Annotated in this window: 11 protein-coding genes and 1 tRNA gene; all 12 read left to right on the top strand. The window is 70.7% G+C overall.

Features of this window, described 5'->3' with window-relative positions:
• Positions 1-51: 51 nt before the first annotated feature.
• On the top strand, positions 52-1,992 hold the full coding sequence (dnaA, locus tag ACIO6U_RS11735; RefSeq protein WP_355336670.1) for a chromosomal replication initiator protein DnaA: 1,941 nt from the start codon (positions 52-54) through the stop codon (positions 1,990-1,992).
• Positions 1,993-2,803: 811 nt separating this feature from the next.
• Positions 2,804-3,934, top strand: a complete 1,131-nt coding sequence (gene dnaN / locus ACIO6U_RS11730) for a DNA polymerase III subunit beta (RefSeq protein WP_355336671.1) — start codon at positions 2,804-2,806, stop codon at positions 3,932-3,934.
• 63 nt (positions 3,935-3,997) lie between these two features.
• A complete protein-coding gene (gene gnd / locus ACIO6U_RS11725; protein ID WP_355336773.1) occupies positions 3,998-4,945 on the top strand; it encodes a phosphogluconate dehydrogenase (NAD(+)-dependent, decarboxylating) in 948 nt (315 codons plus the stop codon).
• Positions 4,946-4,997: 52 nt separating this feature from the next.
• Positions 4,998-6,128: a DNA replication/repair protein RecF gene (recF, locus tag ACIO6U_RS11720; RefSeq protein WP_355336672.1), complete on the top strand. Its 1,131-nt coding sequence runs from the start codon at positions 4,998-5,000 to the stop codon at positions 6,126-6,128.
• Complete coding sequence (locus ACIO6U_RS11715; RefSeq protein ID WP_401717861.1) at positions 6,125-6,760, top strand: DUF721 domain-containing protein; 636 nt, start codon at positions 6,125-6,127, stop codon at positions 6,758-6,760. The genes recF and ACIO6U_RS11715 overlap by 4 nt, the downstream gene beginning before the upstream one ends.
• 325 nt (positions 6,761-7,085) lie before the next feature.
• Positions 7,086-9,086 carry a DNA topoisomerase (ATP-hydrolyzing) subunit B gene (gene gyrB / locus ACIO6U_RS11710; RefSeq protein ID WP_355336774.1) on the top strand — a complete coding sequence of 667 codons (2,001 nt, stop codon included), beginning with the start codon at positions 7,086-7,088 and terminating at the stop codon, positions 9,084-9,086.
• A gap of 41 nt (positions 9,087-9,127) precedes the next feature.
• The gene (gene gyrA / locus ACIO6U_RS11705; protein WP_391042009.1) at positions 9,128-11,779 is read left to right on the top strand and encodes a DNA gyrase subunit A; all 2,652 of its coding nucleotides are present in this window, start codon (positions 9,128-9,130) and stop codon (positions 11,777-11,779) included.
• Between the two features lie 3 nt (positions 11,780-11,782).
• A complete protein-coding gene (locus ACIO6U_RS11700; protein ID WP_391042007.1) occupies positions 11,783-12,397 on the top strand; it encodes a DUF3566 domain-containing protein in 615 nt (204 codons plus the stop codon).
• An 83-nt stretch (positions 12,398-12,480) separates the two neighbouring features.
• A tRNA-Ile gene (locus ACIO6U_RS11695) sits at positions 12,481-12,554 on the top strand.
• A 178-nt stretch (positions 12,555-12,732) separates the two neighbouring features.
• Entirely contained in the window at positions 12,733-12,873 is a 141-nt protein-coding gene (locus tag ACIO6U_RS11690; RefSeq protein ID WP_223187219.1) for a DLW-39 family protein, read from the top strand.
• 229 nt (positions 12,874-13,102) lie between these two features.
• Positions 13,103-15,220, top strand: coding sequence for a VWA domain-containing protein (locus tag ACIO6U_RS11685; protein WP_401717857.1), 2,118 nt, complete (start codon positions 13,103-13,105; stop codon positions 15,218-15,220).
• Positions 15,217-16,608, top strand: coding sequence for a hypothetical protein (locus tag ACIO6U_RS11680; protein ID WP_401717854.1), 1,392 nt, complete (start codon positions 15,217-15,219; stop codon positions 16,606-16,608). Before ACIO6U_RS11685 ends, ACIO6U_RS11680 begins: the two co-directional genes overlap by 4 nt.
• Positions 16,609-16,643: the final 35 nt, after the last annotated feature.

Raw genomic sequence — 16,643 nt, 5'->3', positions numbered from 1 at the left:
TCGCGGGAGTTGCCCGCACTTGCACCATTAAGCGACGAGAGAGCGTGCCCTGTGGCTGACGTAACCGCCGATCTTGCCGCAGTGTGGCCGCGCGTACTCCAGAAACTGCTGGTGGACAGCGAGGACCTGAAGCCCAAGGACGCGGAGTGGCTCAAGCGCACCCAGCCGCTGGCCCTGGTCGCGGGCACCGCCGTCCTCTCCGCGCCCAACGAATTCGCCAAGAGCGTCCTGGAGGGGCGGCTGCTGCCGCTGATCACCGAGGTGCTGAGCCGTGAGTTCGGTCACCCTGTCGGGATCGCCATCGCCGTCGCGTCCGGCGGCGACCAGGAGCCGGCCCCGGCCGACCACGACCAGGACCCGTACGAGCAGCAGCACGAGCGGCACGACCGCCGCGACGGGCACCGCGCGGACCACAGGGACGAGCTGCGCGACGACCACCGCGACGGCATGCGGGACGACCGGCACGGCGGCGACCTCGGGGACGACGGCATGCGGATGCGCCGCGCCTACCCCGAGCAGCAGAGCCAGGGCAGGCACGCGGGCCCGGACGAGTGGCCGCCGCGGCAGAGCGACGACGGCTGGCGGCAGCCGCGTACCGACAGTTGGACCCTGCCCGCGCAGAACAGCGGCGGCTTCCAGGACCGCGAGCCGTACCCGGAGCAGCAGAGCCACCGGTACCGACAGGACACGCACGACGGCTACCCGGTCGTACCGCACCAGGCGTACCCGCAGTCCCCGCAGGGCGGTTACGCGCCGCAGTCCGGCGGCTACCAGCAGCAGGACCGGCAGCAGGGCCAGGGCCGGCCGGACCAGCAGCAGCAGTCCACCGGGCGGCACGCGTCGCCGAATCTGTCGGGCGGCCGGCTCGACGGGCCCTCGGGGCCTTCCGGGCACTCCGACCCCTCGGGCCGCCAGAACCACTCGGGCCATTCGGGCTCCTCCTCCGGCGGCGCCGTCGAGCCGACCGCCCGGCTGAATCCCAAGTACCTCTTCGACACCTTCGTGATCGGCGCGTCCAACCGCTTCGCGCACGCGGCCGCGGTCGCCGTCGCCGAGGCCCCGGCCAAGGCGTACAACCCGCTCTTCATCTACGGGGAGTCGGGGCTCGGCAAGACGCACCTGCTGCACGCGATCGGGCACTACGCGCGGAGCCTGTACCCGGGGACGCGGGTGCGGTACGTCAGCTCCGAGGAGTTCACCAACGAGTTCATCAACTCGATCCGGGACGGCAAGGCGGACGCGTTCCGCAAGCGGTACCGGGACATGGACATCCTGCTCGTCGACGACATCCAGTTCCTGGCGAGCAAGGAGTCGACGCAGGAGGAGTTCTTCCACACCTTCAACACCCTGCACAACGCCAACAAGCAGATCGTGCTCTCCTCCGACCGGCCGCCCAAGCAGCTCGTCACCCTGGAGGACCGGCTCCGCAACCGCTTCGAGTGGGGCCTGATCACCGACGTCCAGCCGCCCGAGCTGGAGACCCGGATCGCGATCCTGCGCAAGAAGGCGGTGCAGGAGCAGCTCAACGCCCCGCCCGAGGTGCTGGAGTTCATCGCGTCCCGGATCTCGCGGAACATCCGCGAGCTGGAGGGCGCGCTCATCCGGGTCACCGCCTTCGCCAGCCTCAACCGGCAGCCGGTCGACCTCCAGCTCACCGAGATCGTGCTGAAGGACCTGATCCCCGGCGGCGAGGACTCGGTGCCCGAGATCAGCGGGACGGCCATCATGGCCGAGACCGCCGCGTACTTCGGGCTGGCCGTGGACGACCTGTCGGGCTCCTCGCGCAGCCGCGTCCTGGTCACCGCCCGGCAGATCGCCATGTACCTGTGCCGCGAGCTGACGGACCTGTCGCTGCCGAAGATCGGCGCGCTCTTCGGCGGCCGCGACCACACCACGGTCATGCACGCCGACCGGAAGATCCGCTCCCTGATGGCCGAGCGGCGCTCCATCTACAACCAGGTGACGGAGCTGACCAACCGCATCAAGAGCTGAGCCGCGCGCGGAGAAGCGCCGCGCACAGCCCCTCCGAGCGCCCCGGGAGACCTCTCCCGGGGCGCTTCGCGTTGTCCGCCGCGCCGCGCCCTGTTCGATTCCCGTACGCCGAGGGGCAGTTCTCCACAGGACTGTGGCAAATGGACCGTCCACACCCTGGGGACACCGGAGTTGTCCAGAAAGTCTCCACAGGCCGGGTGCCGCAACGGAGGTACGCCCAGCTCAGCCGGGTGTGGATATGTGGGCAACCCGAATCCACAGACTGTGGACAGAAAGGACACCTCTTGGGGGTCACTTCGCGTTGTCCACCGCTCGCCCACAGGTTGGGGCTCGTTGTGCACAGCATGGGATCGTTTCTCCACATCTCTGTCCACTGTTCGGCAACGAAACGCGCCTGGTCCCACGGAAGAGTGAAAGGCGTCACACCAAGGTGGTGGGTTGGCCTGGGGAGAACCTGGGTATTTCTGGGGACAGCGCTGGGGAGAACCCGGGGTCACCTGTGAATCGGGTGTGCACAACTTCCGGCCGTCCACAGGACCCCCTGGTTGTCCCCATGCCCCACCCACAGGCCCGGTGGATAAAAAACAGGGTCTGACCTGCGCCGGAACCACTTATCCACGGTATCCACAACCCCTATTACTACGACTACGTAGAGATAGATGGGAACCTGCTTCGAAGCGGGGGGTGTGCACAACTCGGCCCGGACCCGCCCTGCGGCTCGTGTCGCGGCTTGACGCCAACCCGCACCGACTGTCGGTGCTGTGCGTCAGACTGTTCCCCGACAGCCAGCAACAAGCAGGAGGCGGTTCCGGTGAAGATCCGGGTGGAGCGCGACGTACTCGCCGAGGCAGTGGCTTGGGCAGCCCGTAGCCTTCCGGCCCGTCCCCCGGTGCCCGTCCTCGCCGGGCTCCTGCTGAAGGCGGAGGAGGGCAAGCTCAGCCTCTCCGGCTTCGACTACGAGGTCTCGGCACGGGTGTCGGTGGAGGCCGAGGTCGAGGAGGAGGGCACGGTCCTGGTCTCGGGGCGGCTGCTCGCCGACATCTCGCGGGCCCTGCCCAACCGCCCGGTGGAGATCTCCACCGACGGAATCCGCGTGACCGTGGTCTGCGGCAGCTCGCGGTTCACACTCCACACCCTGCCTGTGGAGGAGTACCCGGCGCTGCCCGCGATGCCCGACGCCTCGGGGACGGTGCCCGGCGAGATCTTCGCCGCCGCCGCCTCCCAGGTCGCCATCGCCGCGGGCCGCGACGACACGCTCCCGGTGCTCACCGGTGTGCGGATCGAGATCGAGGGCGACACCGTCACGCTCGCCGCCACCGACCGCTACCGCTTCGCGGTCCGCGAGTTCCTGTGGAAGCCCGAGCAGGCCGACATCTCCGCCGTCGCCCTGGTGCCCGCCAAGACGCTGCTGGACACCGCCAAGTCGCTCACCAGCGGAGACACCGTCTCCATCGCGCTCGCCGGATCCGGCGCCGGTGAGGGCCTGATCGGCTTCGAGGGCGCCGGTCGCCGTACGACGACCCGGCTGCTCGAAGGCGACCTGCCGAAGTACCGCACGCTCTTCCCGACCGAGTTCGCCTCGGTCGCGGTGATCGAGACCGCGCCGTTCGTCGAGGCCGTCAAGCGCGTGGCCCTGGTCGCCGAGCGCAACACCCCGGTGCGGCTCAGCTTCGAGCAGGGCGTGCTCACCCTGGAGGCCGGTTCCAGCGACGACGCACAGGCTGTGGAGCGCGTCGACGCCAAGCTGGAGGGCGACGACATCTCGATCGCCTTCAACCCGACCTTCCTGCTCGACGGCCTCAGCGCGATCGACTCCGCCGTCGCCCAGCTCTCCTTCACGACCTCGACCAAGCCCGCGCTGCTCAGCGGCCGTCCCGCGCTCGACGCCGAGGCGGACGACGCGTACAAGTACCTGATCATGCCGGTCCGGCTGTCCGGCTGACGGCTGTCGGCGGCCGGCTGACGGCCGCCGGGGCCGCCCCCGCCCGCCGGACACACCGTCCGGCTGAGCCGGTCACAGCGGGCCGTCGTAGGCTCGGCTCAGGTCAGACACGCTTCGAACGAAGGATCTGCGATGGAGCTCGGTCTCATCGGTCTCGGCAAGATGGGCGGCAACATGCGCGAGCGCATCCGCCGCGGCGGGCACACCGTCATCGGGTACGACCGGAACCCGGATCTCGCCGACGTCCACAGCCTCCAGGAGCTTGTGGACTCCCTCAAGGGACCGCGCGTGGTGTGGGTCATGGTCCCCGCGGGCGCGGCCACCCAGTCGACCATCGACGAGCTGGGCGAACTGCTCTCCCCCGGCGACCTCGTCGTGGACGGCGGCAACTCCCGCTGGACGGACGACGAGCGGCACGCCGACGAGCTGGCGGCCAAGGGCATCGGCTTCGTCGACTGCGGCGTCTCCGGCGGTGTCTGGGGCCTGGCCAACGGCTACGCGCTGATGTACGGCGGCAAGGACGAGGACGTCGCCAAGGCGCAGCCCATCTTCGACGCGCTCAAGCCTGAGGGCGACGCCGGCGCCGTGCACGCGGGCAAGGTCGGCGCGGGCCACTTCGCCAAGATGGTCCACAACGGCATCGAGTACGCGATGATGCAGGCCTACGCCGAAGGCTGGGAGCTGCTGGAGGCGGTGGACTCGGTCACCGACGTCCGCGAGGTCTTCCGCTCCTGGAAGTCCGGTACGGTCATCCGCTCCTGGCTGCTCGACCTGGCCGTGGACGCGCTCGACAAGGACGAGCACCTGGGCGCCCTGCGCGGCCACGCGGACGACTCCGGCGAGGGCCGGTGGACGGTCGAGGCCGCCATCGACAACGCCGTGCCGCTGCCCGCCATCACCGCGTCGCTGTTCGCCCGGTTCTCGTCCCGCCAGGACGACTCGCCGCAGATGAAGATGATCGCCGCGCTCCGCAACGAATTCGGCGGGCACGCGGTCACCGCCGCCGAGTAGTACGAAAGCCAGACAGCAGGGAGGTCGGCGCGGTCCCGCGCCACAGCACGCGATGCACGTAGCGCACCTTTCGCTCGCCGACTTCCGTTCCTACGCCCGGGCCGAGGTCCCCCTCGACCCGGGCGTCACCGCTTTCGTGGGGCCCAACGGGCAGGGCAAGACCAATCTGGTCGAGGCCGTCGGCTATCTGGCGGCGCTGTCCAGCCACCGGGTCTCCACCGACGCGCCGCTGGTCCGGATGGGTGCCGAGCGCGCGGTCGTCCGGGCCCAGGTCGTGCAGGGCGACCGGCAGCAGCTCGTGGAGCTGGAGATCAATCCGGGGCGGGCCAACCGCGCCCGGATCAACCGCTCGGCGCCCGGCCGCCCGCGCGACCTGCTGGGCATCGTCCGCAGCGTGCTCTTCGCGCCGGAGGACCTGGCGCTGGTCAAGGGCGACCCGACCGAGCGCCGCCGCTTCCTCGACGAGCTGATCACCGCCCGCACCCCGCGCCTGGCCGGGGTCCGCAGCGACTACGACCGGGTGCTCAAGCAGCGCAACACCCTGCTGAAGTCCGCCGCGATGGCCCGCAGGCACGGCGGCAAGGGGGGCGATCTGTCCACCCTCGACGTGTGGGACCAGCATCTGGCGCGGGTCGGCGCGGAACTGCTCGCGCAGCGCCTGGACCTGGTGGCCGCGCTCCAGCCGCTGGCCGACAAGGCGTACGAACAGCTCGCCCCCGGCGGCGGTCCGGTCGGCTTCGAGTACCGGGGCTCGATGGGCGAGAGGATGGCCGGGGCCGAGGGCCGCGAGGACCTGTACGGGCGGCTGCTGGAGGCGCTGGGCGAGGCGCGCAGGCAGGAGATCGAGCGCGGGGTGACGCTGGTCGGGCCGCACCGCGACGACCTGCTGCTCAAGCTCGGCCCGATGCCCGCCAAGGGCTACGCCAGCCACGGCGAGTCCTGGTCGTACGCGCTCGCGCTGCGCCTGGCGTCGTACGAACTGCTGTGCTCCGACGGCGGCGAGCCGGTGCTGGTGCTGGACGACGTCTTCGCCGAGCTGGACACCAAGCGGCGCGAGCGGCTGGCGGAGCTGGTCGCGCCCGGCGAGCAGGTGCTGGTGACGGCGGCGGTGGACGACGATGTGCCGGGTGTCCTGGTGGGGGCCCGGTTCGCGGTGGAGCAGGGGACGGTGGAGCGGGTATGAGCGAGCGCGGCGCGAAGCGGGCCAGGGGCGCGGGCGGCACGGCACTCCCGGCGGGCGGCACGGCACTCCCGGCGGACGGCGCGGCCGACACCGCTCCGGCAGCGCCCGCGGGTACACCGTCCGGCACGCTCCCCGAGCAGACCGGCGTCGACCTCGCGCGGGTCGCGCTGCGCGCCGCGAAGGAGCAGGCCAGGGCCCGTGGCGCGGCGGCCGTGCAGAAGAAGCAGGCCAGGCGCGGCGGGCTGCGCAGCGGCGCGCGCGCCGACGGCCGCGACCCGCTGCCGCTGGGCGCCGCGATCAACCGGCTGATCACCGAGCGCGGCTGGGAGGCCCCGGCCGCGGTGGGCGGGGTGATGGGCCGCTGGCCGCAGCTCGTCGGCCCCGAGGTGGCGCTGCACTGCGCGCCCGCGCGGTACGACGAGGAGGACTCGGTCCTGACCGTCCAGTGCGACTCGACTGCCTGGGCGACCCAGCTCCGGCTGCTGGCGCCGACCCTGGTGGCCCGGCTCAACGCGGATCTCGGCCACGGCACGGTGAAGCTGATCAAGGTGCTCGGCCCCGCGGGCCCGGCCCGCTCGTACGGACGGCTGCGCGCCCCCGGCAGTGTCGGCCCCGGCGACACGTACGGCTGAGAACGCGCCGGTGCGCGTACGGCGGGGAGCGCGTTCGTACGGCGCCCGTAGCGACTTCGCGCCGACCCTGCTCAGCGTAGCCGGGGGTTGACAGCCGGAAGCCCTGGACGCCCGTGTGAGCGGTTTTGGCACCAGGGCCGCGTGTAGGGAGTCGGGCGGCGGCGGTTCGGGACGGCACATGGGAACTCAGGTACCGCCAAAGCCCCATTCATGTCGGCGCTACCGGTAGACTGATAGGCAGACCGCCCTCCCCTGGCAGCAGACAGGGGGACACCAGCGGAACATGTCGAAGACGCAGCCGATCCCGCCCCGCGGGAGACGGCTCGTGCTGTGCCAGAAAGGGCGCTTCGTGGCCGATTCCGGCAACCCCAACGAGAATTCCAGCAAGTCCTACGACGCCAGCGCGATCACCGTGCTCGAGGGTCTCGAAGCGGTGCGCAAGCGCCCCGGTATGTACATCGGTTCGACCGGTGAGCGGGGCCTGCACCACCTCGTCCAGGAGGTCGTCGACAACTCGGTCGACGAGGCGATGGCCGGTCACGCGGACACCATCGACGTCACCATCCTCGAAGACGGCGGCGTGCGCGTCGTGGACAACGGCCGCGGCATCCCGGTGGGCATCGTCCCCTCCGAGGGCAAGCCGGCCGTCGAGGTCGTGCTGACGGTGCTGCACGCGGGCGGCAAGTTCGGCGGCGGCGGTTACGCGGTCTCCGGCGGTCTGCACGGCGTCGGCGTCTCCGTGGTCAACGCGCTGTCCTCCCGGGTCGCGGTCGAGGTGCGCACCGAGGGCCACCGCTGGACGCAGGACTACAAGCTGGGTGTGCCGACGGCGCCGCTGCTGAAGAACGAGGCGGTCGACGAGACCGGCACCACGGTCACCTTCTGGGCAGACGCGGACATCTTCGAGACCACCGACTACTCCTTCGAGACGCTGTCGCGGCGCTTCCAGGAGATGGCGTTCCTCAACAAGGGCCTGCGGATCTCGCTGACCGACGAGCGCGCCGACCACGTGGACGAGGAGGGCAAGCCGCTCACCGTCACGTACCACTACGAGGGCGGCCTCGTGGACTACGTGAAGTACCTGAACTCGCGCAAGGGCGAGCTGATCCACCCCACCGTCATCGACATCGAGGCGGAGGACAAGGAGCGGCTGCTGTCGGTCGAGGTCGCCATGCAGTGGAACACCCAGTACAGCGAGGGTGTGTACAGCTTCGCGAACACGATCCACACGCACGAGGGCGGCACGCACGAGGAGGGCTTCCGCGCGGCGATGACCGGCCTGGTCAACCGCTACGCGCGCGAGAAGAAGTTCCTCCGGGAGAAGGACGACAACCTGGCGGGCGAGGACATCCGCGAGGGTCTGACCGCGATCATCTCCGTCAAGCTCGGCGAGCCGCAGTTCGAGGGCCAGACGAAGACGAAGCTGGGCAACACCGAGGCGAAGACGTTCGTCCAGAAGGTCGTGCACGAGCACCTGACCGACTGGCTGGACCGCAACCCCAACGAGGCCGCGGACATCATCCGCAAGTCGATCCAGGCGGCCACCGCCCGGGTCGCGGCCCGCAAGGCGCGGGATCTGACCCGCCGCAAGGGGCTGCTGGAGTCCGCGTCGCTGCCCGGCAAGCTGAGCGACTGCCAGTCCAACGACCCGACGAAGTGCGAGATCTTCATCGTCGAGGGCGACTCGGCCGGCGGCTCCGCGAAGTCCGGCCGCAACCCGCAGTACCAGGCGATCCTCCCGATCCGCGGCAAGATCCTCAACGTGGAGAAGGCGAGGATCGACAAGATCCTCCAGAACACCGAGATCCAGGCCCTGATCTCGGCCTTCGGCACCGGTGTGCACGAGGACTTCGACATCTCCAAGCTCCGCTATCACAAGATCATCCTGATGGCGGACGCCGATGTCGACGGCCAGCACATCAACACCCTGCTGCTGACCTTCCTGTTCCGCTTCATGCGGCCGCTGGTCGAGGCTGGGCACGTCTACCTCTCCCGCCCGCCGCTGTACAAGATCAAGTGGGGCCGGGACGACTTCGAGTACGCGTACTCCGACCGTGAGCGGGACGCGCTGGTGGAGATCGGCAAGCAGGCCGGCAAGCGCATCCGCGAGGACTCGATCCAGCGCTTCAAGGGTCTGGGCGAGATGAACGCCGAGGAGCTGCGGGTCACCACGATGGACATCGACCACCGGGTGCTCGGCAAGGTCACGCTCGACGACGCGGCCCAGGCCGACGACCTGTTCTCGGTGCTGATGGGCGAGGACGTGGAAGCCCGCCGCTCCTTCATCCAGCGCAACGCCAAGGACGTCCGGTTCCTGGACATCTGAGTCGGCCCCCACTGGCCGTGTGAAAGGACTAATCGACAGCGATGGCCGACGACACCTCCAACGTTCCCCCCGTGCCCGACGTACCCCCGTCCGAGATGGACGAGCGCAACGAGTCGGGTGGCCTGCGCATCGAGCCCGTCGGGCTCGAGACCGAGATGCAGCGCAGCTATCTCGACTACGCGATGTCCGTCATCGTCTCGCGCGCGCTGCCGGACGTGCGGGACGGCCTCAAGCCGGTGCACCGCCGCGTGCTGTACGCGATGTACGACGGCGGCTACCGGCCCGAGAAGGGCTTCTACAAGTGCGCGCGCGTCGTCGGCGACGTGATGGGCACCTACCACCCGCACGGTGACTCCTCGATCTACGACGCGCTGGTCCGTCTCGCGCAGCCGTGGTCGATGCGGATGCCGCTGGTGGACTCCAACGGCAACTTCGGTTCCCCGGGCAACGACCCGGCCGCCGCGATGCGGTACACCGAGTGCAAGATGATGCCGCTGTCCATGGAGATGGTCCGGGACATCGACGAGGAGACCGTCGACCTCCAGGACAACTACGACGGCCGCAACCAGGAGCCGACGGTCCTCCCGGCGCGCTTCCCGAACCTGCTGATCAACGGTTCCGCGGGCATCGCGGTCGGCATGGCGACGAACATCCCGCCGCACAATCTGCGCGAGGTCGCCGACGGCGCCCAGTGGTGCCTGGCCAACCCGGACGCCACGCCCGAGGAGCTGCTCGACGCCCTCATGGAGCGGATCAAGGGCCCGGACTTCCCGACCGGCGCCCTGGTCGTCGGCCGCAAGGGCATCGAGGACGCCTACCGTACGGGCCGCGGCTCGATCACGATGCGCGCGATCGTCGAGGTCGAGGAGATCCAGAACCGGCAGTGCCTGGTCGTCACCGAGCTGCCGTACCAGACCAACCCGGACAATCTGGCGCAGAAGATCGCCGACCTGGTGAAGGACGGCAAGATCGGCGGCATCGCCGACGTCCGTGACGAGACCTCGTCGCGCACCGGCCAGCGGCTGGTCATCGTCCTCAAGCGGGACGCGGTCGCCAAGGTCGTGCTGAACAACCTGTACAAGCACACCGACCTCCAGTCCAACTTCGGCGCCAACATGCTGGCGCTGGTCGACGGCGTGCCGCGCACCCTGTCGCTGGACGCGTTCATCCGCAACTGGGTGAACCACCAGGTCGAGGTCATCGTGCGGCGGACCCGCTTCCGGCTGCGCAAGGCCGAGGAGCGCGCCCACATCCTGCGCGGTCTGCTCAAGGCGCTGGACGCGATTGACGAGGTCATCGCGCTGATCCGGCGCAGCGACACCGTCGAGGTCGCGCGCGAGGGCCTGATGGGCCTGCTCCAGATCGACGAGATCCAGGCCAACGCGATCCTGGAGATGCAGCTCCGCCGGCTGGCCGCCCTGGAGCGGCAGAAGATCATCGCCGAGCACGACGAGTTGCAGCAGAAGATCAACGAGTACAACGCGATCCTCGCCTCGCCGGAGAAGCAGCGGCAGATCATCAGCGAGGAGCTCCAGGCCATCGTCGACAAGTTCGGCGACGACCGGCGCAGCAAGCTGGTGCCCTTCGACGGCGACATGTCCATGGAGGACCTGATCGCCGAGGAGGACATCGTCGTCACGATCACCCGTGGCGGCTACGTCAAGCGCACCAAGACCGAGGACTACCGGTCGCAGAAGCGCGGCGGCAAGGGCGTACGCGGCGCGAAGCTGAAGCAGGACGACATCGTCGACCACTTCTTCGTGACCACCACCCACCAGTGGCTGCTGTTCTTCACCAACAAGGGCCGGGTCTACCGGGCCAAGGCGTACGAGCTGCCGGACGCCGGGCGGGACGCGCGCGGCCAGCACGTGGCGAATCTGCTGGCCTTCCAGCCGGACGAGCGGATCGCCCAGATCCTGGCGATCAAGGACTACAACGCGGCGCCGTACCTGGTGCTGGCCACCAAGGCCGGACTGGTGAAGAAGACCGCGCTGAAGGACTACGACTCGCCGCGCGCGGGCGGTGTCATCGCGATCAATCTGCGCGAGTCCGGCGCGGTGGACGGCGACGCGGACGGCGAGGGCGCGGTGCTCGGCACCTCCGACGAGCTGATCGGCGCCGAGCTGGTCTCCGCGGAGGACGATCTGCTGCTCGTCAGCCGTAAGGCGCAGTGCATCCGCTTCACCGCCACCGACGACGCGCTGCGCCCGATGGGCCGCGCCACCTCGGGCGTGAAGGGCATGAGTTTCCGTCCAGGTGACGAACTCCTCTCGATGAATGTCGTCCGGCCCGGTACGTTCGTGTTCACCGCCACGGACGGCGGGTACGCGAAGCGCACATCGGTGGACGAGTACCGGGTCCAGGGGCGCGGCGGACTCGGTATCAAGGCGGCGAAGATCGTGGAGGACCGCGGTTCTCTGGTCGGCGCTTTGGTTGTCGAGGAGACCGATGAGATCCTGGCCATCACGCTCAGCGGTGGGGTGATCCGTACGCGGGTCAACGGGGTCAGGGAGACGGGCCGTGACACCATGGGCGTCCAACTGATCAACCTCGGTAAGCGGGACGCCGTCGTCGGCATCGCGCGGAACGCCGAAGCGGACGACGACCCGGAGTCGGCCATCGTGGCCGAAGCCGGTGAGGACGACGGAGCGGTCGCGGGCCTGGAGCCCGAGACCGGTGAAGCGGAGGAGTAAGCCGTGAGTGGAGCCACGGGCGCCGCAGGTGGGGCGGGCAGGACCGGGGGTGCCCATGGCTCGGCCAACCTCAACGGCCCGCAAGAGGGGGGATACACCGTGACTGACACGCGTCAGCCGCCGCCGCACCAGCCGGCGCAGGCGTACGCGCCGCCGGCACCCGCCACACCTCCGCCGACGCCGGGTTCGCCCGCCGCCGCGGGGGTGCGCAGGCCGCGTCCCGCGGCCCGGTCGGTGCCGCGCACCCGCAAGGCGCGGCTGCGGATCGCCAAGGCCGATCCCTGGTCGGTGATGAAGGTGAGCTTCCTGCTCTCCATCGCACTGGGCATCTGCACGATCATCGCCGTGGCGGTGCTGTGGATGGTGCTGGACGCGATCGGCGTCTTCAGCACCGTCGGCGACACCATCAGCGAGGCCACCACGTCCGAGCAGGGCGGCAGCGGCGGCTTCGACCTGGTGTCGTTCCTGTCGCTCTCCCGGGTGATGGTCATCACCTGTGTGATCGCCGTGATCGACGTCATCCTGGCCACCGCGCTGGCCACGCTCGGCGCCTTCGTCTACAACCTCTCGGCGGGCTTCGTCGGCGGTGTCGAGCTGACGCTGGCGGAGGACGAGTAGCCGTCCGTCAGGGCGGCAGGTCGGGGCGGCGGATACCGATTTTGGGACATGGCCCAGGGTGCGCTAATCTTTCGGTGCAGCGCGGGGCTATAGCTCAGACGGTTAGAGCGCTTCCCTGATAAGGAAGAGGCCCCAGGTTCAAGTCCTGGTAGCCCCACCGCGTGAAGGCCCCCAACCGCAAGTCGGTTGGGGGCCTTCGGTGTGTACGGGGGGTGTGAGGCCGCGCTGTTGAGGGTAGAACGAAAGGCCGCACAGGTCACCGTTCGGTATCGGCCGCTGTGTATAGTCGGGCGCGTCAGAAGCTCTCCCCACGGAATCAAGGAGGAGGTCACGCGATGAAGAAGTTTCTCCTGGTCGCCCTGGCCGCCGTCGCCGGACTGTTCGTATACCGACAGATTCAGGCGGACCGCGCCGAGCAGGACCTGTGGACCGAAGCCACCGACACGGTTCCGGCGGGATCCAGCACGACCGTGTGAACCGTACGTACTGTCTTCGGGCCCCGGCCGCACTCATGGGTGAGTGCCGCCGGGGCTTCGCTGTTTCCGGGGGCCGTGGGGGTGGGTCGGGGGACTTGGCCGCTGCCGGGGCGGGTGGGCGAGCCCGGCTCGGCTGTTGCGGGACCGTGACAGGAACCGCTTGAGTTTGCCTGAGCAAATCCTTAGGTTTGCTCTTGCAAATGGAGTGGAGCGAGGGGGATGTGACGGCATGGAACGACGACCACCACCGGGGCGGGCAGCCGCCACCGCCGCGCTGCTCGGGGCGCTGCTCCTGGCCTGCGCGGCCGTGCTGACCGGCGCGGGAACCGCCGCCGCGGCCCCGGCCGCACCCGCCGCCCCGGCCGCCGGCCAGGACGGCAGCCTGATCATGGTGCTGGACTCCTCCGGCTCGATGGCGGGCCCCGACGGCTCGGGCAGCACCCGGATCGCCTCGGCCCGCAAGGCCGTCGGCTCCGTCGTGGACTCGCTGCCGGACGGCTACCCGACCGGACTGCGGGTCTACGGCGCGGGCAAGCCGCACGGCTGCGACGACACCTCGCTCGCCAAGCCGGTCACCCCGCTCGACCGGGACGCCGTCAAGCGCGCGGTGGACGCCGTACAGCCCAAGGGGGACACCCCGACGGCGCTCGCGCTCACCAAGGCGGCCGACGACCTGCCCGCCGACGGGCGGCGCACGATCCTGCTGATCTCGGACGGCGAGTCCAACTGCGGGGCGCCCAAGCCGTGCGACGTGGCCGCGCGGCTCGCGGGCGACGGCAAGGACGGCATCGACCTGCGGATCAACACGGTCGGCTTCCAGGTCAAGGGCGCGGCCCGCGACGAGCTGGAGTGCGTCGCCCGCGCCGGGCACGGCTCGTACTACGACGCGCCCGACGCCGCCTCGCTCGCCCGCCAGCTCGTGCGCGCCTCCCAACTGAGCGCGGACGCGTACCGCTTCGAGGGCACCCGGATCACCGGCGGCGACTCGGCGGAGCACGCCGCCTCGATCAGCACCGGCCAGTACCTCGACACCATCGGCCCCGGCGAGACGCGCTGGTACGCCGCCACGCTGGACGGCGTCTCGACCGCCGACGCGTCGGTCACCGCGGCCCCGCAGCCGGGCGTGCCGGTCACCTACGGCGACGGCCTGGAGCTGAAGCTCACGGGGACGGGCAAGTACGCCTACTCCTGCGACACGCAGTCCGCGCACTTCGGGCAGAACGAGGGCGCGATGACGCTGACCGGCGCGGTCAGCCGGGTGCCGTCCGCCGACCACAAGGACGACTGCGACAAGGCGGGCCGCTACCTGCTGTCGGTGCACCGGACGAGCGCGCCCGCCTCCGACCGGAGCCGCTGGCCGGTCGAACTGCGGCTGGACGCCGAGGCGCCGCTGCCCGCGGGCACCACACCGGCCGCCGCGCGGACCGACTACGGGACCGCGCCCGCGCCCGTCACCGGCACGCCCAAGGACGTCGTCGGCGGCACCGGCTTCAACGACGCCGCACGGGTCGGCACCGGCGTCTGGCGGGACCACCTGCTGCCCGGCCAGACCCGCTACTACAAGGTCCACCTCGGCTGGGGCCAGCAGCTCACCTACGCGGCGGAATTCGCCAACGAGCCGGTCCTGGACGACTCCTCGTCCCACGCGTCCACCTTCGTCACCACCTCGGCCTTCGCGCCCGGCAGGCTCCCGATCGAGAGCGCCTCCGACGCCCGCGGCGAGCGCTCGTACTTCGGCAAGCCGCTGTCGGTCGGCCTCGGTACGGTCCCGGTGACCTGGACCAACCGGTGGACGGTCGGCGACCCGGCCGACACCGTGCACAGCGCGGGCGACTACTGGATCGCGGTCGGACTCGGCCCGAACGCGGCGCAGTTGGCCAAGAACGCCGCTGTCGGCGTCATCCTGCGGGTCGCGGTCACCGGTGACGAGCTGGCGGGCCCCGAGTACCAGGCGCCGAAGCTGGCCCGGCAGGGCGGCGACCGGAACGGCGCGAGCGGCGCCGACGGCGGTACGAAGGGCCGGGCCGCGGGTGACGGTGACGGTGACGGTACGGGCTCCGCTGCGGGGTCCGGCATCGGCTCGGTCACGGGCAAGGACCTGCTCGCGGCGGGGACGGGCGGCGCCGTGGCGCTGGCCGGGGTCGGGGTGGCGGCGCTGATCCGCCGCGCCGGGGCCCGTCAGCGGTTCCGTGCGCAGGCCGACACGCTGGTCGGCCCTCAGACGGGCACTCGGACCGGCACACACACGAGCACACAGACCGGCACTCAACCGGGCCCACAGCCGGGCACACAGTCCGGCACTCAACCGGGCACTCAGTCCGGCGACGACTACAGGGGTGGGGCATGAAGCGCCAACTGACGTTCACCGCGGCGGCGGGCGTGCTCGCGCTCGCCGCGCTCCAGGGGCAGGCGGCGGCCGACACGGCGTCACCGTCCGCGCCCCCGTCCTCCGCGTCGGGGTCGTCCTCGGCCGGTTCCACGGGGGTCCCGACCGAGGCCCCGGCCACCTGGAAGCCGGAGGGCACCGCCGTCTCGGGGGCGCAGACCACGGCTGACGCGCCGCCGTTGAAGGCCGCGACCACGTACCGGGACATGATCAAGCCGAACGAGACCCGGATGTACGGGATCACGCTCGACGCCACGTCCTCGGCGTACGCCTCGGCCTTCGCGCTGCCGCCGACCGGCTCGCGGGTGGCGTACAACGACGGGCTGGAGCTTGAACTCCAGAGCGCGGACGGCACCACCTGCGACAGCCGGGACGCCAACTTCCGTGACGACGACGCGACCCGGCCGATCGGCTCGGCGGTCGCGCGGCTGGCGGGTGTCGGCATGTCCTGCCAGGAGGCCAACCAGTACACGCTGTCGGTGCACCGGACGAGCGCGGGCACGTCCGACCCCGGCGCGTGGCCGCTGGAGCTGCGCTTCGTCCTCGAACCCGCGCTGAAGGCCGGGACGACGGCGCAGCCCGCGCCGAACTTCGGCTCCGCGTCGCCGACCCCGCTGACCGCGGGCACGCCGCGACAGGCCCGCGGCGGCCCGAGCTTCGAGACGGCGGCGGCCGTCAAGACCGGCATCTGGAAGGACAAGGTGCTGCCGGGCGAGACGCGCTTCTACAAGGTCCCGGTCGACTGGGGCCAGCAGGCCACCGTCTTCTCGGACTTCTCCAGCGCTCCGGCCAACGGCGACAGCGCCACGTACATCGGTCAGGGCGTGCGGCTGACGGCGTACAGCCCGGTCCGCGAGCTGATCGACTCCGTCGACCACTCCTACTCCGGCGCGCCGACCTCGCTGAACGAGCGGCTGGCGCCGGTGTCGTACGCCAACAGGGCGGGCAGCGCCACCGATGTGGTCCGGGTGCGGTACGCGGGCTGGTACTACTTCGCGGTCACCGTGCACCCCGATGTGGCCAAGGCGGTGACGGGCGCGGTGCCGGTCACCTTGCGGGTGGACGTCAAGGGCGAGGCGCTGCCCGCGCCCGCGTACGACGGTGATCCGGGCGCGGCCGGCATCGGCGTCAGCGCGCACGACGTCTCGGCGGCGAACGGCTCGGGCACCGGGTCGTCCGGGTCGTCCGGCAGTTCGGGGCTGCGCTTCCTCGCCTTCGGCGCCATGGGCGCCGGGACGGTGCTGCTGCTCACGCTCGTGGTGTGGTTCGTCGCCGCGCGGCGACGGGCGGCGCGGACGGCGGACGCGGTGCCGCCGCAGCCGGGGTACGGGCCGCCGCCTGCCTGGTAACGGGTGTCCTGTACGGGTTCTCGGACGGGTTCTTG

It is taken from the genome of Streptomyces sp. NPDC087422 (assembly GCF_044744145.1).
GTDB lineage: Bacteria > Actinomycetota > Actinomycetes > Streptomycetales > Streptomycetaceae > Actinacidiphila.
The sequence above is the reverse complement of the archived record's forward strand: the minus strand, read 5'-3'. Positions and strand labels throughout refer to the sequence as shown.